We start from the raw sequence: 24,665 nt of genomic DNA, 5'->3' as shown, positions 1-24,665 counted from the left end.
GCAACGTCCCCAGGAGACACACCCCCAACACTGGACAGACACCGTCCGCATCTGCTCAGGGGTATCCATGACGGGCTCACGCGTCCTGTCTCTCGGCCACTACCAGCCCTCCGAGGTGCTCACCAACGACGACCTCGCGAAGATCGTCGACACCGACGACGCCTGGATCAGCAGCCGCGTCGGCATCCGCACCCGGCACGTCGCGGCCCCTGACGAGAGCGTGGACGCGATGGCCGCCGCCGCTGCGGCCAAGGCGCTCGCCGCGAGCGGCCTGACCGCCCAGGACATCGACCTCATACTGGTGGCCACCTGTACGGCCGTCGACCGCAGCCCCAACACCGCGGCGCGGGTCGCCGCCCGGCTGGGCCTGCCGGCCCCCGCCGCCATGGACATCAACGTCGTCTGCGCGGGCTTCACCCACGCCCTGGCCACCGCCGACCACGCCATCCGGGCCGGGTCGGCCGTCAACGCGCTGGTCGTCGGCGCCGAGAAGTTCACCGACGTGGTGGACTGGACGGACCGCTCGACCTGCGTACTCGTCGGCGACGGCGCGGGCGCCGCGGTCGTCACGGCGGCGCCGGAGCCGGAGATCGGCCCGGTACTGTGGGGCTCGGTCCCGGAGATGGGCGGTGCCGTCCGCATCGAGGGCAGCCCGGCCCGCTTCTCCCAGGAGGGCCAGGCCGTCTACCGCTGGGCGACCACCCGGCTCCCGGCCATCGCCCGCCAGGTGTGCGAGCGCTCCGGCATCGAGCCCGCGGACCTGGCCGGGGTCGTGCTCCACCAGGCCAACCTGCGGCTGATCGAACCGCTCGCGGAGCGCATCGGCGCGGTCAACGCCGTGATCGCCCGCGATGTCGTCGAGTCCGGCAACACCTCGGCCGCCTCCGTGCCGCTGGCCCTGTCCAAGCTGGTGGAGCGGCGCGAGATCCCGTCCGGCGCGCCGGTGCTGCTCTTCGGTTTCGGCGGCAACCTGTCGTACGCGGGGCAGGTCATCCGCTGTCCGTGAGGGCCGCCTCTTCCGGCAGCCCGATGTCCGAATTCTTCAAGACGACGCCTCCCGCGCTTCCTACGCTCCCCCGTATGAGCAACGAAACGCACTCCCTCCCCGGAACCACGGCGCCCCGCCTGGCGGCGATCGGCATCGTCGTCGCCGACATGGCGGCCTCCCTCGCCTTCTACCGACGCCTGGGTCTGGCGGTCCCGGCGGAGGCCGACACCGCCCCGCACGCCGAGGCGACGCTGCCCGGCGGTCTGCGGCTGATGTGGGACACCCACGACGTCGCGCGCTCCATCGACCCCGGGTGGACGCCGCCGAGCGGCGGCACCCCGACGGGGCTGGCCTTCGAGTGCGCCGGACCGGAGGGGGTCGACAAGGTCTACGCCGAGCTGACCGCCGCCGGGTACGCCGGTGACAAGGCGCCGTGGGACGCGCCCTGGGGGCAGCGGTACGCGGTGGTCCTGGATCCGGACGGGCACGGGGTCGACCTGTTCGCGGCCCTCAGGTAGGCGTACGGGCGCGCCGGGCCCCGGCCCCGCCGCTACGCCACTTCCCGCAGGTACAGCGCACCGCAGGAGTGGCAGAAAGGTTCGGCCGCGGCCGTGCCCCAGGCGTCCGCGGGCTGCACCGCCGCCTCCGGTTGCAGTTCGCGGCCGCACATCGCCTGGGTACCGTCCAGCCGCACCATGTGCCACAGCTTCACCGGGGCGTCCTTCGGGGGCGAGTCGGCCTCCGCGTACTCGGCGCGCATCTCGTGCTCCATGGCGACGCACCTCCTCCTGGCCCCACGATGCGCCGGGAGGAGGGCCGCCCGCCACCCGGCAAGCCGTCCGGGGCCCCCGAAGGCGGTCAGGGCGCCCGCCCTCAGAACACCGACCAGCCGGTCAGCGACGTGAAGTGGTCCAGCGCCGCCGCGCCCGCGACCGAGTTGCCGCGGCTGTCCAGGCCCGGGCTCCACACGCACAGCGTGCAGCGCCCCGGCACGACCGCGACGATCCCGCCGCCGACCCCGCTCTTGGCGGGCAGCCCCACCCGGTACGCGAACTCCCCGGCCGCGTCGTACGTGCCGCAGGTCAGCATCACCGCGTTGATCCGCTTGGCCTCGCGCGCCTCCAGCAGGCGGCTGCCGTCCGCGCGCAGCCCGTGCCGGGCCAGGAAGCCGCCGGCCGCCGCCAGGTCGCGGCAGCTCATCTCGATCGAGCACTGCCAGAAGTAGTGCTCGATGACGCTGGGGACGGGGTTCTCCAGGTTGCCGAAGCTGGCCATGAAGTGGGCGAGCGCGGCGTTGCGGTCGCCGTGCTCGGCCTCGGAGTCGGCCACGTCCTGGTCGAAGGCGAGGTCCGGGTTGCCGCTCTCCGCGCGCAGGAAGTGCAGCATCGTGGTGCTGGCGTCGCCGGTCAGCGTCTGGAGGCGGTCGGTGACGACGAGCGCGCCCGCGTTGATGAAGGGGTTGCGCGGTACGCCGTTCTCCCACTCCAGTTGCACGAGCGAATTGAACGGGGTGCCCGAGGGCTCGCGGCCGACCCGCTTCCAGATGTCCTCGTTGTCGTTGGCCATGACCAGCGCCAGCGAGAAGGCCTTCGATATGGACTGGACGGAGAACGGGACCTCCCAGTCCCCCACCCCGTACACCTCGCCGTTGATGTCGGCCACCGCCATGCCGAAGCGGTCCATCGGCACCTTCTCCAGCGCCGGTATGTAATCGGCAACCTGCCCATGTCCGACATACGGCCTCGCAAAGGCCGCTACCTCCTCAAGAACGGCCTGGTAGTCCATGACGGACAAGCTACCCCGGGGCCGCGATCACCCCCAGCGGGGCCCCCGCCAGCGCCTTCACCTCGCGCGCCAGGTGCGCCTGGTCCGCGTACCCGGCGCGGGCCGCCACGTCCGCGTACGGCATCCCGCCGCGGGCCAGTTCCAGCGCGCGGACCAGGCGCAGCACCCTGGCCAGCATCTTGGGACCGTAGCCGAACGCCTCCAGGCACCGGCGGTGCAGCTGCCGCTCGCCGACGCCCACGGTCCCGGCGACCTCCGCCACGGACCGGCCGCGGCCGAGCGCCGCGGCGATCACGCCGCGCGCCGGGTCGGACGGGCCGGCCGCCTCCCGCAGACGCCGTAGGGCGATCTCCTCCAGCACCCTTCCGGGTGAACCGGTCCCGGCCACCGTCCCGGTCAGCCGCTCCACCAGGTCCCGGGGCCACAGTTCCGTCAGCGGCACCCGCCGGTCGCGCAGCACGTGCGCCGGCACGCCGACGACGGCAGGGCCCTGACCAGGGGCGAAGCGCAGTCCGACGACGACAGAGCCGGGCCGGGCGGCCGGGATGTGGGCGGTGGTGTCCGGTCCGGCCACGATCAGCCGGCCGTCCATCCACAGCAGGTCCGTGCAGCCGTCGGGCAGCACCGGCCGGGGCGCTTCCGGCACACCGCCGGGCGCCCGCTTCACCCACAGCACCGCGCCGGACAGCCGCGAAGGCCGCTCCCGGTACCCGTCGCGCCGCCCCTCGATGCTCCGGCACCCGCCGCCGTCCCCGTCCGCGCTCATGTTCCCAGCCTGGCACGGGAACGCGGGTAACGTCCGGTCCGTTGATCGGGTACGGCACCGTGACCAGCGGGCCGTACGCCCCTCCCCCGACCTCACGGAGGCAGCAATGGCAGGCTTTCTCGACCGCGCCAAGGAGCAGGCTCAGAGCGCGCTGAACCAGGGCAAGCAGAAGGTCGACGAGGTCCAGCAGCAGCGGGCGGGCAACGACCTGCTGAAGAAGCTGGGCGCGGCGTACTACGCCGAGCGCCGCGGCAGCGGCTCCTCCCAGGCCACCCAGGAGGCGCTGAGCGCGCTGGAGGCACACATCGCCACCCACGGTGACGGCTTCCTGCGGGGCTGAGCACCGGGCCCGGAAGCCGGGCCGGAAGACGGGGCTGGAAAGCGGCTCTCCCCGCGGCGCAAAGCGGTGGATAGCGGCTGAAACCGCTCGCTCATCCGCTCGTACACCTGACGAACGGCTGGTCTGCGACCTGACGTTCCAGTACAAGCGATTCATGAGGCGGTGCGCGGTCGGCGGCCGCCGCGCACCGAACGGAGTCGGCCATGGCCCCACCCATGTCCGCGAACACCTTCCTCCAAGCCCTCAGAGACGAGGGCCTGGAGATCGTCGAGGTCGGCGAGTGGCGCACCCACAACCGCGCGGGCCACGGTGACTGGGGCCCGGTGCACGGTGTGGTGATCCACCACACCGTCACGTCCGGGACCGAGAGCACGGTCCGCCTGTGTTACGACGGCACCTCGGCGCTGCCGGGTCCGCTGTGCCACGGGGTGATCACCAAGGACGGCCGGGTGCACCTGGTCGGCTGCGGCCGGGCCAACCACGCCGGCAGCGGCGACCGGGACGTGCTGAACGCCGTGATCGCCGAGAAGAAGCAGCTGCCCCCCACCAACCAGTACAACGCCGACGGCAACGTCCACTTCTACGGCTTCGAGTGCGAGAACCTGGGCGACGGCAAGGACCCCTGGCCCGAGGCCCAGCTGGCGGCCGTCGAGAAGGCCGCGGCCGCGCTGTGCCGGGTCCACGGCTGGAACGAGTACTCGGTCATCGGCCACCTGGAATGGCGGGCCGACAAGATAGACCCCAAGGGCTTCACGATGAAGGACATGCGGGCCCGCATCGGCGCCCGGCTGAAGTGACACCGGCCGTCCCGTGAGGTGACATCGCCGTCTCGGGACGACCGCTCCGTGAGGTGACCCCCGCCGCCGCGCGACAATGGCCGGGTGACCTCCCCCGTCCCCGATCCCGCCGCACTGCGGCCGCGCCTGCCGTCCCCCCTCCAGCACGTCGAGGACGGACGGTTCGCGCGCCGCGGTGTGCGGCTGCTGCTCAAACGGGACGACCTGATCCATCCCGAGCTGCCCGGCAACAAGTGGCGCAAGCTGGAGCCGAACCTGCGGGCGGCGGCCGAGGCCGGGGCGCGCACGCTGCTGACGTTCGGGGGCGCGTACTCCAACCATCTGCGCGCCACCGCCGCGGCCGGCCGCCTCCTGGGTTTCGCCACGATCGGCGTCATACGCGGCGCGGAGCTGGCGGACCAGCCGCTCAACCCGTCCCTGGCGCGCTGCGCCGCCGACGGCATGCGGCTGCACTTCATCGACCGCGCCACCTACCGGCGCAAGGCCGAACCGGAGGTCACCGCGGCGCTCCGGGAACGTTTCGGCCCGCACTTCGCCGTACCGGAAGGCGGCAGCAACGCCCTCGCCGTCCAGGGCTGCACGGCCCTGGGCCGGGAGCTGCGCGGCGTGTCGGACGTCGTCGCCGTGGCCTGTGGCACCGGCGGCACACTGGCCGGCCTGGCCGCGGGCCTGGCGCCGGACCAGCGGGCCCTCGGCATCCCCGTCCTCAAGGGCGGCACCCCGCACTTCCTCGCCGCGGAGACCGAACGCCTCCAGCAGGCGGCCTTCGGCGCCCGGCGCGGCGCCTGGCACCTGGACGACCGCTTCCACTGCGGCGGCTACGCCCGCCGCACCCCGGAACTGGACGCCTTCGCCGCCGGCTTCGAGGCCCGGCACGGCATACCCCTGGAGCGCCTCTACGTGGCCAAACTCCTCCTGGGCCTGACCACCCTGGCGGAAGAGGGCGCCTTCCCCTCCGGCACCACCGTCACCGCGGTCGTCACAGGAGCCCCTGAGCCCTCCTGAGGCGCCCCGAGCGGCCCCGCAGCCGTCCTAGTCGGCCGCCTCCCGGTACGCCGCGGCCTCCTCCAGGTCGAGCCGCTTCAGCAGGACGCGCATCATCTCGTCGTCGATCCGCCGCTCGTCCCGCAGCCGTACGAACACCTTGCGCTCCGCGTCGATCATCTCCCGCGCCAGCCGCCGGTACGTGTCGTCCGCCGACTCCCCCGTCACCTCGTCGACCGTGCCCAGCCGCTCCCACACCGCGTTGCGCCGCCGCTCCATGACCGTGCGCAGGCGGTCCGCCAGGGGCCCCGGAAGCGCGTTGCGTTCGTCCTCCAGCAGCTCGGTCAGCCGCTGCTCGGCGGCGCGTGACGCGTCGTTCTGCGCCTGTGCCTCGGCGAGCGTCTCGCCCCGTACGTCCCGCGGCGGCAGCCGCAGCGCGCGGATCAGAGGCGGCAGCGTCAGCCCTTGGACGGCGAGCGTGCCGATGACGGTGGTGAAGGTCAGGAAGAGCACCAGGTTGCGCGCCGGGAAGCCCTCGTCGGAGCCGTGGACGGTCATCGGGATGGAGAAGGCGATCGCCAGCGACACCACGCCACGCATCCCGGCCCACCCGACGATCACGGGCGCCTTCCAGTCCGTACCGGGCTCGCGTGCGCGGATGCGTTCCGACAGCACCCGCGGCACGAACGTCGCGGGGAAGACCCACACGAAGCGCGCGAGCACCACCACGGCGAAGACCACGGCCGCGTACCAGGCCGCCTCCCCGCCGCCGAACTCGCCCAGCCCGCGCAGCACCACCGGCAGTTGCAGGCCGATCAGCGCGAACACCGACGACTCCAGTACGAAGGAGACCATCTTCCACACGGCCTCCTCCTGGAGCCGCGTCTCGAAATCCACCTGCCAGGAGCGGTGCCCCAGGTAGAGCGCGACCACCACGACCGCCAGCACTCCGGACGCCCCGAACTCCTCGGCCACCTGGTAGGCCACGAACGGGATGAGCAGCGACAGGGTGTTCTCCAGCAGCGGCGCGTCCCGCAGCCGGCAGCGCAGCCAGTGCAGCGGGATCATCAGCACCACCCCGACGCCGATACCGCCGAGCGCCGCCACCGCGAACTCGCGGATCCCGTCGGTCCAGGTCGCGCCCACCCCCGCGGCGGCGGCCACCGCCACCTTGTAGGCGGTGATCGCGGTGGCGTCGTTGACCAGCGACTCGCCCTGGAGGATCGTCGTGATCCGGTTCGGCAGGCGCAGCCGGCGGGCGATGGCGGTGGCGGCCACCGCGTCCGGCGGCGCGACCACCGCGCCCAGGACGAGCGCCGCCGCCAGCGGCAGGTCCGGGATGACCAGGTAGGCGACGTACCCGACGGCGACCGTCGCGAAGAGCACGTAGCCCACCGACAGCAGCGCCACCGGGCGCAGGTTGGCCCGCAGGTCGAGATAGGAGCTCTCCAGCGCCGCGGTGTGCAGCAGCGGGGGCAGCAGCAGCGGCAGCACGATGTGCGGATCGAGTGTGTAGTCCGGTACGCCCGGGATGTACGAGGCGGCCAGCCCCGCCACGACGAGCAGCAGCGGCCCGGGCACGGGCGTGCGCCGGGCGGCCCCGGCGACCGCCGCGCTCCCCGCGACCAGCAGCAGTAGTGGCATCACGTCCATCGGCCTCGCCCGTCCCGTCCCGTCCTACCGTGGCCGGCCGGTGCCGTCCCCGGTCGCCGCCGCGGGCACCCGTGCCACGCCCGCTCCGGCGATCTAACCTGGCAATCATGAGCGAGTGCCCGCATGTTCCCGAACTGCCGCGCCCCGAGCCGGCCGCGCTGAGCGCCACCTGCCCCGAGTGCGAGGCCGTCGGCAGCCATCCCGTACAGCTGCGGCTGTGCCTGGTGTGCGGGCACGTCGGCTGCTGCGACTCCTCGCCGTACCGGCACGCCACGGGCCACTACGCGGCGACCGGCCACGCGGTCATGCGGTCGTACGAGCCGGGCGAGAGCTGGCGGTGGTGCTTCGTGGACGAGGCCGTGGTCTGAGCCGCGCGGCGGGCACCGGGCCCGCGGACCGGATGTCAGTGCCGCCCGCTAGCCTTCAGGCATGATCCGCACCGCGACGGTCGACGACGTGCCCGTCATCCACACGATGATCCGCGAGCTGGCCGAGTACGAGCGCGCCCGGGAGTCCGCGAGGGCGACCGAGGCACAGCTGCGCGAGGCCCTCTTCGGGGAGCATCCGGCGGCGTTCGCGCTCATGGCCGAGGACGCCGGGAGCCCGGTCGGCTTCGCCCTGTGGTTCCGCAACTTCTCGACGTGGACGGGCACGCACGGTGTCTATCTGGAGGATCTCTACGTCCGGCCCGAGGCGCGCGGCGGCGGCCACGGCAAGGCGCTCCTGGCGGCCCTCGCGGAGATATGCGTGGAGCGCGGCTACGAGCGTTTCGAGTGGTCAGTCCTGGATTGGAATGAACCGTCCATCGGTTTTTACCGGTCGATCGGCGCCGCACCCATGGACGGATGGACCGTCTTCCGGCTCACTGGAGATGCACTGCACAACCTTGCGGGCGTCTCGAACGTCAACGCAGCGTAACTAGTTCCGATTTGGCAGTGCAGACCCCTAGCCACTGTCCGTACCCGTAGGCTTACAATGAGTGACAGTCGTGGGACTGCGGGACGTTGTGAGTCCCACCGTCGTACCGGAAGCCGGCGCTGCCTCTTCCGGGCGACATCGCCCCGCAGATCGCGATAGCGTCGCAGGCGAACCATGTGCCGCGCCGGATCGTTGTCCTTCTGACACCAGAAGGGGCCGCGACCGGCGCGAATATCAGCTCAACCAGCTTGTGTCACCTTGGAGGTGAGGGTGTCCCAGATCGCAGGCGAGCCCGGGAAGACCCAGGACTTCGTGGAAGTCCGGCTGCCCGCTGCGGGTGCCTACCTGTCGGTGCTGCGTACGGCCACGGCCGGCCTCGCAGCCCGCTTGGACTTCACCCTCGACGAGATCGAGGATCTGCGTATCGCCGTCGACGAGGCGTGCGCGATTCTTCTGCAACAGGCCGTGCCGGGCTCCGTACTGAGCTGCGTCTTCCGCCTGATCGACGACGCGCTGCAGGTGACCGTCTCGGCCCCGACGACCGACGGCCGCGCCCCCGAGCGCGACACCTTCGCCTGGACGGTGCTCTCCGCGCTGGCCGGCAAGGTCGACTCCACCGTCGCGGAGGACCGTACGGTCACCATCAGCCTGTACAAGGAGCGCGGCGCCGGTCCCGGACCGTCATGACCGAACAGGGGGCCCCGTGAAGGATCTTGAAAGCGGCACGCGGATGGCGCCCGGTACGGCCATCCCCGAGCAGCATCATGCCCGGCCGCAACCGGTGGGCGCGGATGACCACGGCGGCCGTTCGGACACGGCGGAGCAGGCAGAGCGGGCGGACCACATGGACCAGAGCGAGAACAAGCGGAACGAGCGCGATCCGCACACCCCGCACCACCCTCATGACCCTCACGACCCCCATGACCGCAGCGGCGCGCGGGCGATGTTCTACGAGCTCCGCAAGCTGCCCGACGGATCGGCGGAGCGCGCCGAGCTGCGCAACACGCTCGTGCGGATGCACCTGCCGCTCGTCGAGCACCTGGCCCGGCGCTTCCGGAACCGCGGCGAGCCGCTGGACGACCTGACCCAGGTCGCCACCATCGGTCTGATCAAGTCCGTGGACCGCTTCGACCCGGACCGTGGCGTGGAGTTCTCCACGTACGCCACGCCCACGGTCGTCGGTGAGATCAAGCGGCACTTCCGCGACAAGGGCTGGGCGGTCCGGGTGCCCCGCCGCCTCCAGGAGCTGCGGCTGTCCCTGACCACCGCGACCGCCGAGCTCTCGCAGCGGCACGGCCGCTCCCCCACGGTCCACGAGCTGGCCGAGCACCTCGCGATCTCCGAGGAGGAGGTCCTGGAGGGGCTGGAGTCGGCCAACGCGTACAGCACGCTGTCGCTGGACGTACCGGACACCGACGACGAGTCGCCGGCCGTCGCCGACACCCTGGGCGCCGAGGACGAGGCGCTGGAGGGCGTCGAGTACCGCGAGTCGCTCAAGCCGCTGCTGGAGGACCTGCCGCCGCGGGAGAAGAAGATCCTGCTGCTGCGCTTCTTCGGCAACATGACCCAGTCGCAGATCGCCCAGGAGGTCGGCATCTCCCAGATGCACGTCTCCCGCCTGCTGGCCCGCACCCTGGCCCAGCTCCGCGACAAGCTCCTGGTGGAGGAGTAGCCCGAAGCGCCCCCGAGCACCGCGAACGCCACCGCCCCGGCCGGATGACCCGAGCCGGGGCGTCGTGCGTGGGGGCCCGTGCGCCCGGGGCGGCAAGCCCCCTGCGGGAGCGAGGCCGGGCGCGCCCGTCTGCGGAACCGGACCGCACGGGCCCGCTTCCCGGGCCTCAGTCCCGCGGCGCGATCCCCAGCGCCTCGGTGGCCGTCGGGTTCACCAGCAGTCCGAGGACCGCGATCGCGACCACCGCCAGGCCGATACCGGCCGCGATCAGCGCGCCGCCGCCGTTGATCAGCGTCCAGGCCACCGGGAACGCCACGATCTGGGTGATCAGTGAGGGCCCGCGGCTCCAGCGACGCCGCAGCCACAGTCCGCGCGCGGCGACCAGCGGCAGCACCGCCAGTGCGAGCACGGTCAGGCCGCCCATCTCCGCCTGCCGCGGACTGTCGGGCGAACCGGCCAGCCCTTCGATGAGCATGTAGACGCCGAGAGCGGCCAGCGCCACACCTTCGACGGCGGTGAGCACCGCGGCGGCGCTGAGCCGGGCCGGCCGCGGGCCGCTGGGCCCGGGCGCGGCGGTGGCGGCCCTCTTTGCGCCCTTACCGTCCGCTACGGGCTTGCCGGCCTTCCCGGACTTTCCGCCCGGACCGGCCTTCGCGGCTCCGGCCTGCACGTTCTTCCCGTCCGGCTTGCTGCCCCGTGTCGCCCCGGCCTGCCGGGAGGGTCTGGCCGGCTTGGCCGCGGGCCGTTTCTGCTCACTGCTCACCCCTGCAGGGTAGCCCCGGGGCCCGCTCCGGACGGTGGGCAGGGAGTGAGTCGGGTACCGGCAAGTAGGTACCCTGCATCACATGCGCGCACTTCTCGTGGTCAATCCCGCAGCTACCACCACCAGTGCGCGTACGCGTGAAGTGCTCACCCACGCGCTGGCCAGCGACCTGAAGCTGGAGGTCGCCGAGACGCAGTACCGGGGGCACGCCCGGGACCTCGCACGGCAGGCGGCGGAGGGCGGCCAGATCGAGCTGGTCGTGGCGCTCGGCGGCGACGGCACGGTCAACGAGGTCGTCAACGGTCTGCTGACGCACGGCCCCGACCCCGACGGGCACCCGCGCCTGGCCGTCGTCCCCGGCGGCTCCACCAACGTCTTCGCGCGGGCCCTCGGCCTGCCGAACGACGTGGTCGAGGCGACCGGCGCCCTCCTGGACGCGCTGCGTGACGGCAGCGAACGCACGGTGGGGCTCGGCCTGGCCGCCGGCACGCCGGGTACGGAGGACGAGGGCGTACCGGCGCGCTGGTTCACCTTCTGCGCGGGCTTCGGCTTCGACGCGGGCGTGGTCGGCCGGGTCGAGCAGCAGCGGGAGCGGGGCAAGCGTTCGACGCACGCGCTCTACATGCGGCAGGTCCTGCGGCAGTACGTCGGCGAGTCGAACCGGCGGCACGGCACGATCACGCTGGAGCGCCCGGGCGAGGACCCGGTGGAACACCTGGTGATGTCGATAATCTGCAACACCGCTCCCTGGACCTACCTGGGCAATCGTCCGGTCTACCCGGCTCCGGAGGCCTCCTTCGACACGGCGCTGGACGTGTTCGCCCTGTCCAAACTGTCCGCATCCGCGGTGACCCGCTATGCGACCCAGCTGCTGGCGTCAACACCGGAGCGCGGCCCCCGGGGCAAGCATGTGGTCTCGCTGCACGACTTGACGGACTTCACCTTGCATTCGCAGGCGCCGCTGCCCTTCCAGATGGACGGTGACCACCTGGGGCTCCGTACGAGCGTGACGTTCACAGGCGTTCGCCGTGCACTGCGTGTGATTGTGTGAGCAGTAGGGCCTAAAGTCCTTTCAGTCGAACGTTTAGGCTGACTTCCACCCCCTAGAAGTACGGCTGTGACCTAGGCGACACCAAGGAATCAAAAAAAAGTTTCCGGAAGGGGTTGTATCCGCCGCCGAGGTTTGCGAGTCTCTTCATGGCGATCGGGACGGCCGTTTCTACCGGCCCCCTTGAGAGCCCGAATCCTCCTCCTCATTCTTCAGGACCGCACCAGTTCTCAACTGGGGTTCGGCCCTTCCCTTGTGGAGGGATTCGTGAAAGCGTTCACATTCACAAGCAACGATCCCGTCACACGAGGAGATGGAGCAGCCATGGACTGGCGTCACCGCGCCGTTTGCCGCGAGGAAGACCCCGAGCTCTTCTTCCCCATCGGCAACACCGGTCCTGCGCTGCTGCAGATCGAGGAAGCCAAGGCCGTCTGCCGCCGCTGCCCCGTCATGGAGCAGTGCCTGCAGTGGGCGCTTGAGTCCGGCCAGGACTCCGGCGTCTGGGGTGGTCTCAGCGAGGACGAGCGCCGCGCCATGAAGCGCCGTGCCGCTCGCAACCGGGCGCGCAACGCCAGCGCCTGACCGCCGGACGCCCCGTGGCCCCCGAGCCGCAGCGCGCAGTACCCCCGATGCTCCCCCAGCGCCCCGAGCGCCTGGGAGCTCCCCACGCAATGTGAGCTTTGAGCCCCGGACCGGATGGGTCCGGGGCTTACTGCTGTCCGGAGCCGGCCGTCTTCGAGGGCGCCTCCCGGCACCTGGCCGCCTACGGAGCCACCGCGGGGCGCCACGCCGCCGACCGCTTCCCGTCCCGGCACCTCGCCCCCTCTCCCCTGAAGGTACGGACCTCTTCTTCGCAGGTACGGACCTTCACCTCCCGAACGCCCCCAGTGACTTACCCCACCCCACCGTTGTCCATTCGCCGCCCGCGCCGTCACTCTTCCGTTACGTCGTTCTGCTGTGCGGCCATTCGGCGGAGCGGGGACACCGCGCGGACTTTCCTTCGGATTTCCCGAATTCCGTACCCGCGCCGCTCACTTGATGAGCGCCCCCTTCATCGGTGCCCCTTCACCGGTACGCCCCGTCAGTGCTTCTCGGCACGTACGGGAATGTCGAGAATCACCTGAGTACCCCGTTCGGCCCCGGGCACCATGTCGAACTTTCCGCCCAACTCGCCCTCCACGAGCGTGCGTACGATCTGCAGCCCGAGATTCCCCGCCCGGTGCGGGTCGAACCCGTCCGGCAGGCCGCGGCCGTTGTCCTGCACCGTGACCAGCAGGCGGGGCTCCGTACGGCTGCCGCCGCGTACCGCGCCCACCTCGACGGACCCCTGGTCACCTGGGACGAAGGCGTGTTCGAGGGCGTTCTGGAGGACCTCCGTGAGGACCATGGAGAGCGGCGTGGCGACCTCGGCGTCGAGTATGCCGAAGCGGCCCGTACGGCGCGTGGTCACGGCGCCCGGCGCGATCTCGGCGACCATCGCCAGCACCCGGTCGGCGATCTCGTCGAACTCGACGCGCTCGTCGAGGTTCTGGGACAGCGTCTCGTGCACGATCGCGATCGAACCGACCCTGCGTACGGCCTCGTTGAGCGCCTCGCGGCCCTGCTCGGAGTCCATCCGGCGGGACTGGAGGCGCAGCAGGGCGGCCACCGTCTGCAGGTTGTTCTTCACCCGGTGGTGGATCTCCCGGATGGTGGCGTCCTTGGTGATCAGCTCCCGTTCGCGGCGCCGCAGTTCGGTGACGTCGCGCAGCAGGACCAGCGAACCGATGTGCGTGCCCTTGGGCTTGAGCGGGATGGCGCGCAGCTGGATCACCCCGTCCTCGCCCTCGACCTCGAACTCCCGCGGCGCCCAGCCGCTGGCCAGCTTGACCAGGGCCTCGTCGACGGGGCCGCGGGCGGGCGCCAGTTCGGCGGTGGCCTGGCCGAGGTGGTGTCCCACGAGGTCGGCGGCGAGGCCGAGGCGGTGGTAGGCCGACAGGGCGTTCGGGCTGGCGTACTGGACGACGCCGTCGGCGTCCAGCCGGATCAGCCCGTCGCCGGCCCGCGGCGAGGCGTCCATGTCGACCTGCTGGCCGGGGAAGGGAAAGGATCCTGCGGCGATCATCTGGGCGAGGTCGGAGGCGCTCTGGAGGTAGGTGAGTTCCAGCCGGCTCGGCGTCCGTACCGTCAGCAGGTTGGTGTTCCGTGCGATGACGCCCAGCACCCGGCCCTCGCGGCGCACCGGGATCGACTCGACCCGTACCGGCACCTCCTCGCGCCACTCGGGGTCGCCCTCACGTACGATCCGTCCCTCGTCCAGGGCGGAGTCGAGCATCGGACGGCGGCCCCGTGGAACGAGATGCCCGACCATGTCGTCCTGGTAGGAGGTCGGCCCCGTGTTGGGCCGCATCTGGGCGACGGAGACGTACCGCGTGCCGTCGAGGGTGGGCACCCACAGCACCAGATCGGCGAAGGAGAGGTCGGAGAGCAGCTGCCACTCCGAGACCAGCAGGTGCAGCCACTCCAGGTCGGAGTCGCTGAGGGCGGTGTGCTGGCGTACGAGATCGTTCATGGAGGGCACGCCCTGGAGCCTACCGGCGTACGGTGTAGGTGTTGTCCTCGCAAGGCCATGGACAGATCTGAATGGTCTAGTCCACAATGAGTCGGTATCGCACCCCGCGAGGGGCGGCCCCCGGGCCCCGCGGTACCGGCACCAGACTTCGAGAACCTCCAGAGACCTCCACTCTCCCCGCACAGGAGAGTGGACAGAGGCCCGAGCGCTCTCTGCCCTGACTGCGCGACGGCCTCCGGTCGACCGGCCTCTGGGCGGGCGGATGTTCCTACCGCACGTGGGACGCCTCCTGCCGCCGGGCCGGCCGATGAAGCTCCGGGCTGCGGTGCCGGACAGGTTGAGGGTCCTGTCCCGGCGCCGCGGCCCGCGGGTGTCTCCGGCCCGCCGGTTCCGCTGCCCTTACGCCTTCTCTTCCGCCTTACGCCTTCCCTTCCGCCTCGGGGTCGCTCTTCCCCCGCGGCCAGGCGGCCATCGCCAGCTCGGCGACCCGCTCCAAGGTCGTACGGTCCGCGCCGTCCCGCGCCTGCTGCGACATGCCCTGGAGCACGGTCACGCCATAGGCCGCGAGGGCGTGCGTGTCGGTGCCGGCAGGCAGCTCACCGGCCTCGACGTCCCCCCGGACCCGCTCCTCCAGCAGCTCCACGGTCCGGGCGCGGCGCTCCTGGAGGCTGTGCATGACGTCCTCGGACTGGACCGTGCAATTGGTGGCGGCCGTGATGATCATGCAGCCGCGCGGATAGCCCGGGAGGGTGTGGAAGGCCGCCGCCTCGTGCAGCATCCGCGCCACGGCCCGGCGGGCGGTCGGCTCCTCGGCGAGGGCGCGGCCGGAGAAGGCGCCGAAGTCCCGGACGTACGCCTCGACCGCCTCCTCGAACAGCGTCCGCTTGTCCCCGAACGCCGCGTACAGGCTGGGCGCCTTGATGCCCATCGTCTCGGTGAGATCGGCGATGGAGACGGCTTCGTAGCCGTGCTCCCAGAAGGCCCGCATCGCCTGCTCCAGGGCCGTCTCGCGGTCGAAGGACCGGGGCCGCCCGCGCTGTGCGCGCTGTTTCGTCGCCATGCACAGATTCTATAGCGCTCGCTACGGAAACCCTGCTACGGTTCTTTCTATAGCAACCGCTAAAGAAAGGGGGGCGCGGCCATGGGCGTGCTCACGGGCAGGACAGCGCTGGTCACGGGCGGCAGCAGGGGCATCGGCCGGGCGATCGCCGAGCGACTGGGACGGGACGGCGCACTGGTCGCGGTGCATTACGGGCGCGACGAGGCAGCGGCGAAGGAGACGGTGGCGGCGATCGAGGAGACGGGCGGCCGGGCCTTCGCCATCCAGGCCGAGCTGGGCGTACCGGGCGATGCCGCCGCCCTGTGGTCCGCGTTCGACGCGCAGGCGGACGGCCTGGACATCCTGGTCAACAACGCCGGCACGGCCGGCCGGCGCGCCGCTCTGCCGGATGTGACCGAGGAAGACTTCGACCAGGTCTTCGCGGTCAACACGAAGGCCCCGTTCTTCGTCACCCAGCTGGGTCTGGAGCGTCTGCGCGACGGCGGCCGCATCATCAACATCTCGACGGTCCTCACCCACGGCGCCGCCGCTCCCGAGCTGATCGCCTACTCCATGACCAAGGGCGCCATCGACGTCTTCACCTCGACCCTCGCCAAGGACCTCGGCCCCCGCGGCATCACGGTCAACGCGGTCGCCCCGGGCGTGGTCGACACGGACATGAACGCGGGCTGGCTCCGCAACGATCCCGCCGCATGGCGGACATCCGAGGAGATATCCCCCCTGGGCCGGGTCGGCGACCCCCGCGACATCGGTGACATCGTCGCCTTCCTCGCCTCGGACGACAGCCGCTGGATCACCGGTCAGTGGATCGATGCGGCGGGGGGTGCGCTGCTCTGACGGACGCGGGCCGACGGCCTACGCCTCCTCTCTCAGCCGTGCCCAGGTGTGGGTGTCCAGGCTGTCGTGAGGGCCGAGGCGGGAGAGTTCCGTGCCGTCGCGTCCGAGAGCCACGATGCGGGGGCGAGTGCCCCGGCCCAGGTGGGCGGCCGTCCAGACGACGATGAGTCTGCGCCGGCCGGGTGCGGCGGTCCGGCGGTCGCCGACCAGACGGCCGCCGACGAGACGGCCGCCGACGAGACGGCCGCCGACGAGACGGTCGCCGACGAGAAGACGGGCGACCTCCTGCCCTACGTGGATCCCGGCCCAGCAGATGTACGGACCCACGGCCGCGGAGTGTGACGGGTCCTGACGACGGGTGTGGCTGAGCGCACCTCCGCCGGAGCCGACATCGAGCATGCCGGTGTCGACGGGCTCCTCCACCGGGCCACTGCCGCCGCCGCCCACATACCTCCACCGCCCTTCGTACCGCTCAAGGAGCACGGTCTGCTCACGTGCCCCGGCGGACTTCGGGCGCCACACGATCCGGACCGCACCGACACCGGCGGTGGTGTCGGCATCGGCCGAGACGACCGTCAGCACCCGCCGCGGCAGCCGGCGCGGCTGCGGCTCCGCCCCTGCCAGGACGCGCCGCACCATTCCGGGGAACAGCGCCTCCGCCCATCGCCCCACCCAGAGGTCGAGCCACCCCATCCGCATACGCCTGCCGTACCCGACGAAGAAGGAGGGCCCTTTCTGGGGATCGGACGTCAATGGGTCTCCGTGATCTTGGCCAGGGAGCGGGGGGCGTCGGGGTCCTGGCCTCGGGCGAGGGTCACTTCGTAGGCGAGCATCTGGAGGGGGAGGATTTCGAGGATCGGCTGGAGTTCTTCGGCCACACCGTCGGTGGGCAGGGCGAAGCCGGCCGCGGCCCGCCCGACCTCGGTGTGGCTGCCGATGACGACCAGGTCGGCGCCGCGGTCGCGCAACCGCTCCAGGACAGGCTGCAGCGCCTCGCCGCCCTTGCCGTCGGTGACGATCGCGATCACCGGGGAGATGTTGTCGACCATGGCGAGCGGGCCGTGCAGGAGGTCGGCGCCGGAGTAGGAGAGGGCCGGGATGTAGCTGGTCTCCATGAGTTTCAGGGCGGCTTCCTTGGCCGTCGGGTAGCCGTAACCACGGGAGGTGAGCACCATGCGCTCCGCGAAGCGGTAGCGGGCGGCGAGGGCCTTGACCTCGTCGTGGCGGGCGAGGACGGACTCGGCGAGGTCCGGCAGCGCCTTGGCGGCCAGGTCGCCCGCCGCGTGCGGGCCGGGGTGGCCCCAGCTGTCGCGCAGGCCGTCGACGAAGAGGTAGAGGGCGAGGAGTTCGGCGGTGTACGTCTTCGTGGCGGGCAGGGCGCGTTCCGGGCCGGCCAGGATGTCGATGTGGAACTCGCTGACGCCGGCGAGTGCGGAGCCGGCGTTGTTGGTCACCGCGAGGGTGATCGCGCCGGCCTCGCGGGCGGCCCGGGTGGACGCGACGAGGTCGGGCGAGCCGCCGGACTGGCTGACCGTGACGACCAGGCAGTCCGTGAGGTCGGGCCGGGCCCCGTAGGCGGTGGTCGTGGACATGGAGGTGAGGCCGCAGGGTTTGCCGAGGCGCACTTCGAAGAGGTACTTGGCGTAGAGCGCCGCGTTGTCCGACGTGCCGCGTGCGGTGAACAGGACGAACCGCGGCCGGCGGGCGGCGACCTGCTCGGCGACGGTGCGGATGCGCGCTGCGCCCTCGGCGAGGATGCGGCGCAGGACGTCGGGCTGTTCGGCCATCTCGGCGGCCATGTGGCGGCCGGGGCGCCGGTCGTCGGGGGTGTCGTTCCGTGTGCGGTTCACCGTGCCGGGCATGCTGACCGCCTTCCGGGGACCGTCGTACCTGCCTGTCGCTCGCGCGGCGTCCGGCGGAGCTCCTGTGCGCGTCCGCCGCACACCCGTCATGCGTACCCAGCCGCTCGGCGCGTACCCCGCCGCTCGGCGCGTACCCCGCCGCTCGACGGGTACCCCGCCGCGCGGCACGGACCGGTCCGCCCCACGGCCCCGCGCCCACCCACGGCCCGCCCCCGCCCCACGGTCCGCACCCGCCCCGCCTCCCCGCCCCCGCGGCCCGCCGCCGCCCTCCACCGCCCTCTACCGCCCGCACCGCTCTCCCGCGGTTCCCCCACTGTTCAGTCGCGGGTCGCCTGATGCCGCCGGGGGCGGAGGGGCCCGCTCTGGTAGATTGGTCTATACCACACGAGTCCATTCTCCAGATCGGCAGGCAAAGCGTGGAAGTTGTCATCGTCCCGGACGCCAAGGCAGGCGGCGAGCTGATCGCGGAGGCCATGGCCGCCCTGGTGCGCCGTAAGCCCGAGGCGCTGTTGGGTGTGGCCACTGGATCGACTCCGCTGCCCGTCTACGAAGCGCTGGCGGACAAGGTCCGCGGCGGGGGCGTGGACGTCTCGCGGGCCCGCATCTGCCAGCTCGACGAGTACGTCGGGCTGCCGGCCGGGCACCCCGAGTCGTACCGCTCCGTGGTGCTGCGCGAGGTCGTCGAGCCGCTGGGGCTCGGCGAGGACGCGTTCATGGGGCCCGACGGCACCGCCGAGGACGTGCAGGCGGCCTGTGAGGCGTACGACCGTGCGCTGGCCGAGGCCGGCGGCGTGGACCTCCAGCTGCTGGGCATCGGCACCGACGGGCACATCGGCTTCAACGAGCCGTGCTCCTCGCTGGCGTCCCGTACCCGCATCAAGACGCTGACCCAGCAGACCCGGGAGGACAACGCCCGGTTCTTCGACAGCCTGGAGGAGGTGCCGCACCACGTCATCACCCAGGGCATCGGCACCATCCTGGAGGCCCGCCACCTGGTGCTGCTCGCCACCGGCGAAGGCAAGGCGGACGCCGTGGCGCAGTCCGTGGAGGGCCCGGTCTCGGCGCTCGTACCGGCCTCGGCGCTCCAGCTGCACCCGCACGCCACGGTCGTGGTGGACGAGGCCGCCGCGTCCAAGCTCAAGCTGGCGGACTACTTCCGCGCCACGTACGCCGCCAAGCCGGAGTGGCAGGGGCTGTAGACCGAACACGGACAGCGGACCCACAAACCCGCGACCCCGCGGCCCCGCAGACCCGCGACCTCGCGGATCCGCAGACCCCGCCAACCCGCGGCCCCGCAGACCCCGCCAACCCGCGACCTCGCGGATCCGCAGACCCGCGGACCCGCAGATCCCGCAACCCCGGCGCAGATCCCGCAAACCGGCGACCCCGCGGCCCCGCAGACCGTGCACTGCGGACAGCACACTGGCGGCCGGCAAACCGCCATGAACACGGCTTGGCCGGGGTGCCCCCACAGGCACCCCGGCCAAGCCGTGTCGTACGCCGGCCGGAAAGCCCCGGCCGGCCAGGGGAACCCCTCGCCAGGGGAATGCCCTCGCCGGTCGCGGTACCCCCAGCCATGTGTCCCGCCGGGCCGCGGCTCCCCTTCCGCGGCCCGGCGGGGGTTCAGTCGCCCGCGATGACCTCCGCGGCGGCGCGGCCGCAGACGCGGGCCGCGCCGTGGGTGGCGATGTGCAGGGCGCCGCGCGGGGGCGCCTGCGGGAGGCCCATCTCGACGACCACCGTGTCCGGGCGGGCGTCGAGCAGGGCGTCGAGGGCGTCGGTCATCCAGGCGTGCCGGTGGGCGTCGCGTACGACGGCGACGATCCGCCGCTCCCCCGCGGCCCGCAGCACCTCGGCGATCCGGGCGGCCGTCCCGGCCGTGCCGTTGTTCCCGTACGTCCCCGTCTCCGTCCCGGGCACCAGGCGCGCCAGTTCGGCCGCGACGCCCCAGGGGGTCTCGTCGCCGACGGCGATGTTGGCGACGGGGGTGAAGGCCGCGACGTAGGCGGGCGCGGTGAGGGGCTCGTACGGGCCGTTGCGGGTGATGCGCAGGGCGCGGCGGGCCGCGACGAGGCCGGCCTCGGGTGCGGGCGCGACCCCTCGCTCCCCAGGGAGGGCCCCCGGTGCCGCGCCCGCACTCCGGGTCCACCGTGCCAGCGCACGGACCCGCGCCGCCGCGTCGGCGAGCCGCTTCTCCGACAGCTCTCCGTCACGTACCGCCCTCACCAAGGCGTCACGCAGCCGCAGCACGGTGGCTTCGTCGGCCAGTCCCCCGCCGACACAGATGGCGTCCGCACCGGCCGCGATGGCCAGGACGCTGCCCCGCTCGATGCCGTACGTCGCGGAGATGGCCTGCATCTCCATGCCGTCGGTGACGATCAGCCCGTCGAAGCCCAGGCCGCCCTCGGAGGCGGGCGCGCGCAGCAGGCCGGTGAGCACGTTGCGGCTCAGGGTGGCGGGCAGGGTGCCGTCCAGGGCCGGGAGCAGGATGTGCGCGCTCATCACGGCCTTGGTGCCGGCCGCGATGGCGGCCCGGAAGGGCACCAGTTCGCGTTCCTGGAGGGTGCGCAGTCCGGCGGCGATGCGCGGTACGTCGTGGTGGGAGTCGACGGCGGTGTCGCCGTGGCCGGGGAAGTGCTTGGCGCAGGCGGCGACGCCGGCGGACTGGAGCCCTTCGACGTACGCGGCGGTGTGCCGGGCGACCAGCTGGGGGTCGGCTCCGAAGGACCGGACGCCGATGACCGGGTTGGACGGGTTGGAGTTGACGTCGGCGGACGGCGCCCAGTTCAGGTTGACGCCGCATTCGGCGAGGCGGCGGCCCAGTTCGCGGGCCACGTCGTGGGTGAGCCGGGTGTCGTCGACCGCGCCCAGGGCGAGGTTGCCGGGGAAGGAGGAGCCGCCGCGTACTTCGAGGCGGGTGACGTCGCCGCCCTCCTCGTCGATGGCGACGAGGATGTCCTCGCGTTCGGCCCGCAGCTGGGCGGTGAGCGCGGCGAGCTGTTCGGGTGAGGCGACGTTGCGTCCGAACAGGCCCACCGAGGCGAGGCCCTCGCCGAGCCGGCGCAGCAGCCAGTCGGGGGCCGAGGTGCCGGTGAATCCGGGCTGGAGGACGGTGAGCGCGTCGCGGGTGAGGGTGTCGGCGGGGTGCAGGAGGGTCGTCATGGCGCGCGTCATCCCTTCACTGCGCCGGCGGTCAGTCCGCTGACCGCCTTGCGCTGCAGGAACAGGAACAGGACCAGGATGGGTACGGCGAAGATGGAGGCGGCGGCCATCGTGGCGCCCCAGTCGTCGCCGAACTGGCTCTGGAACTGCGAGAGCCACAGCGGCAGCGTGCCCTTGTCCGGCTCCTTGTTGAGCACCAGCACGAGGGGGAATTCGTTCCACGCGGTGATGAAGCCGAACAGCGAGGTGGCCATCAGGCCGGGCGCCAGCAGCGGGAAGATGATCTTCACGAACGCCTGGCTGCGGGTGCAGCCGTCGACCATCGCGGACTCCTCCAGCTCCTTGGGCACGGCGGCGACGTAGCCGCGCAGCGTCAGGAGGGTGAAGGGCAGCACCATGAGCATGTAGAAGAAGGTCAGCGGCACCAGGCTGTTCAGCATGTCGGCGTCGCGCACGATCATGTAGACCGAGATGACCAGGACCTCCCAGGGCGCCATCTGGGCGACCATGAAGGTCAGGATGATCCCCTTGCGGCCCTTGAAGCGCATCCGCGCGATGGCGAAGGAGCCGCACAGCGCGATCAGCAGGGAGAGGCCGACCGCCAGCACGGTGACGGTGACGGAGTTGCCCACCAGCGTCCAGAAGTTCGGGGCGTTCACGGCGGTCGAGAAGTGCTCGAAGGTGCCGTGGAACGGGAACCACACCGGGTCCTCGGTGATGATGTCGCCGTTCGGCTTGAAGGCCGTGGTGAACATCCAGTACACGGGGAAGACGAAGCCGAGGGCGAGCACGATCGCCGCGGCGTTGGGCCAGATGCGGCCGAGCAGTGAGCGGTTCACAGCTCGTCCTCCTCTTGCTTCAGGGTCAGTCGCAGGTAGTACGCGGTCATGGCGAGCAGGACGACGATCGTCAGCAGCGAGATCGCCGCGCCCATGCCGAAGTGGAGGTTGCCGACGCCTTCGGTGAAGGCGTAGATCGGCAGGGTCTCGGTGAGCCGGTCCGGGCCGCCCTCGTTGATCGCGAAGATCTGCGGGAACGCCTTGAAGACCCAGATGACCTCAAGGAACGTCGTCGCCAGGAAGAACGGCTTGAGGAAGGGGAAGGTGACGCTGGTGAAGACCTTCCAGGTGCCGGCGCCGTCCATCCGGGCGGCCTCGTACAGCTCCTTGGGGATGGTGGTGGTCGCGGCGTAGAGGTTCAGGGCCACGAACGGCAGCGACTGCCAGACGATCAGTACGGTGATGACGAAGAAGGTGGACAGCTGGCTGCCGACCCAGTCGTAGTGCCGCATGGAGTGCCAGCCCAGCGCGTCCAGCACCCAGTTCACGACGCCGTAGCGGGCGTCGAAGAGCCACTGGAAGACGGTGGTGGCGGCGATGGCGGGCATCGCCCAGGTCAGTACGAGCGCGACGGACAGCGTCAGGCGCATCTTCTTGCCGAGTCGGGCCAGCAGCAGGCCGATCAGCACGCCCAGCACCATGATCAGGGTGACGTTGACGGCGGTGAAGACGATGGTGCGGAGGGTGACCCGCCAGAACTGCTCGCCGCCGAGGATCTCGGCGTAATTGCCGAATCCGCGCCACTCGGTGAGGTGCTGGATCAGCTGCTTCATGTTCAGGTTCTGGAACGAGATGATCAGGTTCCGCACCATGGGCCAGCCCAGGAAGACCGCGGTGGCGGCCAGGGCCGGGATCAGCAGCAGGTAGGGGGCGCTTCTGGCGGCCCGGCCGGTCCCGCGGCCGCGTCCGGGCGGCGGCGGGGCGCCGCCTTTGCCGATCCGCGGCGCGGAGTCCTTGACCGCGTCCTCGATCTGCACTGACATGTCCCGCTCCCCATCACCTGGTCGTGCTCACGCTGGTCGGTTCCGTACGGGGGCCGGGACGGCCGGCTCCCGTACGGAACCCGTACGGTGGCGGCCCCCGCGACCAGGCCGCGTCTTTCGGATCATCCTGGGCCCGGCTGATCCGAAAGACACGACCTGGCGTCGCGGGGACCGCGTTCACTGGTGCCGAGGCGTGCCGCGCGGTTCCGTACGGACCGGATCGCGGGGCACGCCGCCGGTCACTGCTTCTGGGCGAGCCGCTTGTTGATCTCGCCTTCGACGTCCTTGGCGGCGTCCGCCGGGGCCTTGCCGTTGAGCACCGCGGTCATGTAGCTCTTGATCGGGTTCGGGGTGTTCTCGACCTGGGCCCACTCGGGGATCAGCGGGGTGGTGCCGCCGGCCTTGGCGGCGCCGGGCGCGGCGGCCTCGGCGGCCGGGTTGCCCTTGGCGGCGTCCGCGAGGTCGGGGGACTTCGGGCTCCAGCCGACCTCCTTGACCATCTGCGCGTCGTTCTTCTTGGACAGCGCGACCTTCAGGAACTCCTTGGCCAGTTCCTGGTTCTGGCCGCCGCCGGCGACGGCGAAGTTGGAGCCGCCGAGGAAGACGCCCTCGGGCTTGTCGGCGGTCTCACCCGGGATGGGGAAGAAGCCGATGTCGTCCTTGATGGCCGGGTTGGCCTTCACGGCCGTGGGGCCCTCGTAGCCCATGGCGATGATGGCGCCGGTCTTGCCCTTGGAGAAGATCTCCGCCTGCTGCGGGGTGGCCTCGTCCTTGTTCTTGGGGGCGGTGCTGAAGGCCTGGTACTGCTTGTAGATGTCCATGGCCTTGGAGATCTTGGGGTCACCGAGGTTGGAGACCCACTTGCTGCCTTCCTTCTTGACCAGGTCGGCACCGGTCCCGATGGTCAGGCCGTCGAAGAAGTACCAGTTCTGGCCGGGGAGGTAGAGCGGCTCGGCGTCGGTCTTCTGCTTGATGGTGTCGAACGCCTTGAAGAGCTCGGCGCGGGTCTTGGGCAGTTCCTTGATGCCCGCCTGGGCCCAGATCTTCTTGTTGTACATCACGACGCGGTTGCCCGCGTACCAGGGGAGGGCGTACTGCTTGCCGTCGGCCATGGCCGCCTTGTTGAAGGAGTCGGACCAGTCCTTGCCGATCTCCTTCTTCAGGTCGCCCAGGTCCGCGAGCGCGCCGGCCTTGGCGTACGCGGCGGTCTGGGTGTTGCCGATCTCGACGACGTCGGGCGGGCTGTCCTCGGAGAGGGCGGTGGTCAGCTTCTGCTGGATGCCGTTCCACTGCTGGACGCGGAATTCGACCGTGGCGCCGGTCTTCTTCTTGAAGTCCTCGGAGACCTGCTTGGTCCACTGGGCCGGGTTGGAGCCGTCCATCACCCAGACGATGAGCTTCTTGCCCTTGAAGTCCGAGGCCCCCGCCGACTTGCTGTCGCCGGACCCACAGGCAGCGACACTCACCAACATTCCCGCGACTGCCGTCGCCGCTATGAGTCCACGCTTCATTGCGCTCTCCCCTGAAAACCGTGAGTGGTCTTTAATGGTTTAGACCAGTGCCCGCAGCTTGGCCTAGACCTTTTGGGGTGTCAAGGGTGTATAAGAGTCGCTGTCAGGTCCGTTACCGGACCGACATCTGGGGCCTGTCGCCGCGG

26 protein-coding genes are annotated in these 24,665 nt (G+C 71.5%); 13 read left to right on the top strand and 13 right to left on the bottom strand.

The window, feature by feature from the left end; all coding sequences use genetic code 11:
* The first annotated feature begins 67 nt into the window (after positions 1-67).
* Positions 68-1,006, top strand: a complete 939-nt coding sequence (locus tag AB0L45_RS04790; protein ID WP_365836108.1) for a beta-ketoacyl-ACP synthase III — start codon at positions 68-70, stop codon at positions 1,004-1,006.
* A 74-nt stretch (positions 1,007-1,080) separates the two neighbouring features.
* A complete protein-coding gene (locus AB0L45_RS04785) occupies positions 1,081-1,506 on the top strand; it encodes a VOC family protein (protein WP_365836106.1) in 426 nt (141 codons plus the stop codon).
* A 32-nt stretch (positions 1,507-1,538) separates the two neighbouring features.
* On the opposite strand, the gene AB0L45_RS04780 is transcribed toward AB0L45_RS04785, so the two are convergent.
* From AB0L45_RS04780 to AB0L45_RS04770, 3 genes are all read right to left on the bottom strand, one after another.
* The gene (locus AB0L45_RS04780; protein ID WP_365836104.1) at positions 1,539-1,760 is read right to left on the bottom strand and encodes a hypothetical protein; all 222 of its coding nucleotides are present in this window, start codon (positions 1,758-1,760) and stop codon (positions 1,539-1,541) included.
* Between the two features lie 101 nt (positions 1,761-1,861).
* On the bottom strand, positions 1,862-2,773 hold the full coding sequence (locus AB0L45_RS04775) for a glutaminase (protein WP_365836102.1): 912 nt from the start codon (positions 2,771-2,773) through the stop codon (positions 1,862-1,864).
* Between the two features lie 10 nt (positions 2,774-2,783).
* Positions 2,784-3,539, bottom strand: coding sequence for a helix-turn-helix transcriptional regulator (locus tag AB0L45_RS04770; RefSeq protein ID WP_365836100.1), 756 nt, complete (start codon positions 3,537-3,539; stop codon positions 2,784-2,786).
* Positions 3,540-3,645: 106 nt separating this feature from the next.
* On the opposite strand from AB0L45_RS04770, the gene AB0L45_RS04765 reads away from it, so the two are divergent.
* The 3 genes from AB0L45_RS04765 to AB0L45_RS04755 all read left to right on the top strand — a co-directional run bounded on the left by AB0L45_RS04765 (position 3,646) and on the right by AB0L45_RS04755 (position 5,681).
* A complete protein-coding gene (locus AB0L45_RS04765) occupies positions 3,646-3,879 on the top strand; it encodes a hypothetical protein (RefSeq protein ID WP_365836098.1) in 234 nt (77 codons plus the stop codon).
* A gap of 203 nt (positions 3,880-4,082) precedes the next feature.
* Entirely contained in the window at positions 4,083-4,676 is a 594-nt protein-coding gene (locus AB0L45_RS04760; RefSeq protein ID WP_365836096.1) for an N-acetylmuramoyl-L-alanine amidase, read from the top strand.
* Positions 4,677-4,760: 84 nt separating this feature from the next.
* On the top strand, positions 4,761-5,681 hold the full coding sequence (locus tag AB0L45_RS04755) for a pyridoxal-phosphate dependent enzyme (RefSeq protein ID WP_365836094.1): 921 nt from the start codon (positions 4,761-4,763) through the stop codon (positions 5,679-5,681).
* Between the two features lie 27 nt (positions 5,682-5,708).
* Here the strand turns inward: AB0L45_RS04755 and AB0L45_RS04750 are convergent, their stop codons facing one another.
* Complete coding sequence (locus tag AB0L45_RS04750) at positions 5,709-7,313, bottom strand: Na+/H+ antiporter (RefSeq protein WP_365836092.1); 1,605 nt, start codon at positions 7,311-7,313, stop codon at positions 5,709-5,711.
* A 107-nt stretch (positions 7,314-7,420) separates the two neighbouring features.
* Here AB0L45_RS04750 and AB0L45_RS04745 point away from each other — a divergent pair, with 107 nt between their 5' ends.
* From AB0L45_RS04745 to AB0L45_RS04730, 4 genes are all read left to right on the top strand, one after another.
* On the top strand, positions 7,421-7,681 hold the full coding sequence (locus AB0L45_RS04745; protein WP_365836090.1) for a UBP-type zinc finger domain-containing protein: 261 nt from the start codon (positions 7,421-7,423) through the stop codon (positions 7,679-7,681).
* Positions 7,682-7,742: 61 nt separating this feature from the next.
* Positions 7,743-8,231 (top strand): GNAT family N-acetyltransferase, encoded by a 489-nt coding sequence (locus AB0L45_RS04740; protein WP_365836088.1) that lies wholly within the window; start codon positions 7,743-7,745, stop codon positions 8,229-8,231.
* Positions 8,232-8,501: 270 nt separating this feature from the next.
* Entirely contained in the window at positions 8,502-8,918 is a 417-nt protein-coding gene (locus AB0L45_RS04735) for an anti-sigma regulatory factor (protein ID WP_365836086.1), read from the top strand.
* Between the two features lie 43 nt (positions 8,919-8,961).
* Positions 8,962-9,903 (top strand): RNA polymerase sigma factor SigF, encoded by a 942-nt coding sequence (locus AB0L45_RS04730; RefSeq protein ID WP_365836369.1) that lies wholly within the window; start codon positions 8,962-8,964, stop codon positions 9,901-9,903.
* Between the two features lie 166 nt (positions 9,904-10,069).
* Here the strand turns inward: AB0L45_RS04730 and AB0L45_RS04725 are convergent, their stop codons facing one another.
* Complete coding sequence (locus AB0L45_RS04725) at positions 10,070-10,573, bottom strand: hypothetical protein (protein ID WP_365836367.1); 504 nt, start codon at positions 10,571-10,573, stop codon at positions 10,070-10,072.
* Between the two features lie 175 nt (positions 10,574-10,748).
* Here AB0L45_RS04725 and AB0L45_RS04720 point away from each other — a divergent pair, with 175 nt between their 5' ends.
* Both AB0L45_RS04720 and AB0L45_RS04715 read left to right on the top strand, forming a co-directional pair.
* Entirely contained in the window at positions 10,749-11,717 is a 969-nt protein-coding gene (locus AB0L45_RS04720) for a diacylglycerol kinase family protein (protein ID WP_365836083.1), read from the top strand.
* Positions 11,718-12,038: 321 nt separating this feature from the next.
* On the top strand, positions 12,039-12,296 hold the full coding sequence (locus tag AB0L45_RS04715) for a WhiB family transcriptional regulator (RefSeq protein WP_003983230.1): 258 nt from the start codon (positions 12,039-12,041) through the stop codon (positions 12,294-12,296).
* A 499-nt stretch (positions 12,297-12,795) separates the two neighbouring features.
* Here AB0L45_RS04715 and AB0L45_RS04710 read toward each other — a convergent pair whose 3' ends face one another.
* Positions 12,796-14,265: a sensor histidine kinase gene (locus AB0L45_RS04710; protein WP_030017264.1), complete on the bottom strand. Its 1,470-nt coding sequence runs from the start codon at positions 14,263-14,265 to the stop codon at positions 12,796-12,798.
* Positions 14,266-14,683: 418 nt separating this feature from the next.
* Positions 14,684-15,325 (bottom strand): TetR/AcrR family transcriptional regulator, encoded by a 642-nt coding sequence (locus AB0L45_RS04705; protein WP_365836080.1) that lies wholly within the window; start codon positions 15,323-15,325, stop codon positions 14,684-14,686.
* A gap of 81 nt (positions 15,326-15,406) precedes the next feature.
* On the opposite strand from AB0L45_RS04705, the gene AB0L45_RS04700 reads away from it, so the two are divergent.
* Complete coding sequence (locus AB0L45_RS04700; protein WP_365836078.1) at positions 15,407-16,162, top strand: glucose 1-dehydrogenase; 756 nt, start codon at positions 15,407-15,409, stop codon at positions 16,160-16,162.
* A gap of 18 nt (positions 16,163-16,180) precedes the next feature.
* On the opposite strand, the gene AB0L45_RS04695 is transcribed toward AB0L45_RS04700, so the two are convergent.
* Both AB0L45_RS04695 and AB0L45_RS04690 read right to left on the bottom strand, forming a co-directional pair.
* Positions 16,181-16,915, bottom strand: a complete 735-nt coding sequence (locus tag AB0L45_RS04695) for a hypothetical protein (protein WP_365836076.1) — start codon at positions 16,913-16,915, stop codon at positions 16,181-16,183.
* Positions 16,912-18,024, bottom strand: a complete 1,113-nt coding sequence (locus AB0L45_RS04690) for an SIS domain-containing protein (protein ID WP_365836074.1) — start codon at positions 18,022-18,024, stop codon at positions 16,912-16,914. Before AB0L45_RS04690 ends, AB0L45_RS04695 begins: the two co-directional genes overlap by 4 nt.
* A 416-nt stretch (positions 18,025-18,440) precedes the next feature.
* On the opposite strand from AB0L45_RS04690, the gene nagB reads away from it, so the two are divergent.
* The gene (gene nagB / locus AB0L45_RS04685) at positions 18,441-19,223 is read left to right on the top strand and encodes a glucosamine-6-phosphate deaminase (RefSeq protein WP_365836071.1); all 783 of its coding nucleotides are present in this window, start codon (positions 18,441-18,443) and stop codon (positions 19,221-19,223) included.
* A 424-nt stretch (positions 19,224-19,647) separates the two neighbouring features.
* On the opposite strand, the gene AB0L45_RS04680 is transcribed toward nagB, so the two are convergent.
* The 4 genes from AB0L45_RS04680 to AB0L45_RS04665 all read right to left on the bottom strand — a co-directional run bounded on the left by AB0L45_RS04680 (position 19,648) and on the right by AB0L45_RS04665 (position 24,480).
* Positions 19,648-21,186 carry a glycoside hydrolase family 3 protein gene (locus tag AB0L45_RS04680; protein ID WP_365836069.1) on the bottom strand — a complete coding sequence of 513 codons (1,539 nt, stop codon included), beginning with the start codon at positions 21,184-21,186 and terminating at the stop codon, positions 19,648-19,650.
* An 8-nt stretch (positions 21,187-21,194) separates the two neighbouring features.
* Complete coding sequence (locus AB0L45_RS04675) at positions 21,195-22,025, bottom strand: carbohydrate ABC transporter permease (protein WP_365836067.1); 831 nt, start codon at positions 22,023-22,025, stop codon at positions 21,195-21,197.
* Entirely contained in the window at positions 22,022-23,008 is a 987-nt protein-coding gene (locus AB0L45_RS04670; protein WP_365836065.1) for a sugar ABC transporter permease, read from the bottom strand. Before AB0L45_RS04670 ends, AB0L45_RS04675 begins: the two co-directional genes overlap by 4 nt.
* Before the next feature lie 239 nt (positions 23,009-23,247).
* Positions 23,248-24,480 carry an extracellular solute-binding protein gene (locus AB0L45_RS04665; protein WP_365836365.1) on the bottom strand — a complete coding sequence of 411 codons (1,233 nt, stop codon included), beginning with the start codon at positions 24,478-24,480 and terminating at the stop codon, positions 23,248-23,250.
* Between the last annotated feature and the right edge of the window lie 185 nt (positions 24,481-24,665).

Source organism: Streptomyces sp. NPDC052496, from assembly GCF_040679095.1.
GTDB lineage: Bacteria > Actinomycetota > Actinomycetes > Streptomycetales > Streptomycetaceae > Streptomyces.
The sequence above is the reverse complement of the archived record's forward strand: the minus strand, read 5'-3'. Positions and strand labels throughout refer to the sequence as shown.

Bases quoted from the DNA above. Each gene is read 5' to 3' on its own strand.
- AB0L45_RS04785 (WP_365836106.1), top strand. From the start codon at position 1,081: ATGAGCAACGAAACGCACTCCCTCCCCGGAACCACGGCGCCCCGCCTG.
- AB0L45_RS04690 (WP_365836074.1), bottom strand. From the start codon at position 18,024: ATGCCCGGCACGGTGAACCGCACACGGAACGACACCCCCGACGACCGG.
- AB0L45_RS04790 (WP_365836108.1), top strand. From the start codon at position 68: ATGACGGGCTCACGCGTCCTGTCTCTCGGCCACTACCAGCCCTCCGAG.
- AB0L45_RS04765 (WP_365836098.1), top strand. From the start codon at position 3,646: ATGGCAGGCTTTCTCGACCGCGCCAAGGAGCAGGCTCAGAGCGCGCTG.
- AB0L45_RS04740 (WP_365836088.1), top strand. From the start codon at position 7,743: ATGATCCGCACCGCGACGGTCGACGACGTGCCCGTCATCCACACGATG.
- AB0L45_RS04720 (WP_365836083.1), top strand. From the start codon at position 10,749: ATGCGCGCACTTCTCGTGGTCAATCCCGCAGCTACCACCACCAGTGCG.
- AB0L45_RS04770 (WP_365836100.1), bottom strand. From the start codon at position 3,539: ATGAGCGCGGACGGGGACGGCGGCGGGTGCCGGAGCATCGAGGGGCGG.
- AB0L45_RS04715 (WP_003983230.1), top strand. From the start codon at position 12,039: ATGGACTGGCGTCACCGCGCCGTTTGCCGCGAGGAAGACCCCGAGCTC.
- AB0L45_RS04670 (WP_365836065.1), bottom strand. From the start codon at position 23,008: ATGTCAGTGCAGATCGAGGACGCGGTCAAGGACTCCGCGCCGCGGATC.
- AB0L45_RS04760 (WP_365836096.1), top strand. From the start codon at position 4,083: ATGGCCCCACCCATGTCCGCGAACACCTTCCTCCAAGCCCTCAGAGAC.
- AB0L45_RS04750 (WP_365836092.1), bottom strand. From the start codon at position 7,313: ATGGACGTGATGCCACTACTGCTGCTGGTCGCGGGGAGCGCGGCGGTC.
- AB0L45_RS04775 (WP_365836102.1), bottom strand. From the start codon at position 2,773: ATGGACTACCAGGCCGTTCTTGAGGAGGTAGCGGCCTTTGCGAGGCCG.
- AB0L45_RS04710 (WP_030017264.1), bottom strand. From the start codon at position 14,265: ATGAACGATCTCGTACGCCAGCACACCGCCCTCAGCGACTCCGACCTG.
- AB0L45_RS04680 (WP_365836069.1), bottom strand. From the start codon at position 21,186: ATGACGACCCTCCTGCACCCCGCCGACACCCTCACCCGCGACGCGCTC.
- AB0L45_RS04665 (WP_365836365.1), bottom strand. From the start codon at position 24,480: ATGTTGGTGAGTGTCGCTGCCTGTGGGTCCGGCGACAGCAAGTCGGCG.
- AB0L45_RS04705 (WP_365836080.1), bottom strand. From the start codon at position 15,325: ATGGCGACGAAACAGCGCGCACAGCGCGGGCGGCCCCGGTCCTTCGAC.
- AB0L45_RS04730 (WP_365836369.1), top strand. From the start codon at position 8,962: ATGGCGCCCGGTACGGCCATCCCCGAGCAGCATCATGCCCGGCCGCAA.
- AB0L45_RS04780 (WP_365836104.1), bottom strand. From the start codon at position 1,760: ATGGAGCACGAGATGCGCGCCGAGTACGCGGAGGCCGACTCGCCCCCG.
- AB0L45_RS04745 (WP_365836090.1), top strand. From the start codon at position 7,421: ATGAGCGAGTGCCCGCATGTTCCCGAACTGCCGCGCCCCGAGCCGGCC.
- AB0L45_RS04700 (WP_365836078.1), top strand. From the start codon at position 15,407: ATGGGCGTGCTCACGGGCAGGACAGCGCTGGTCACGGGCGGCAGCAGG.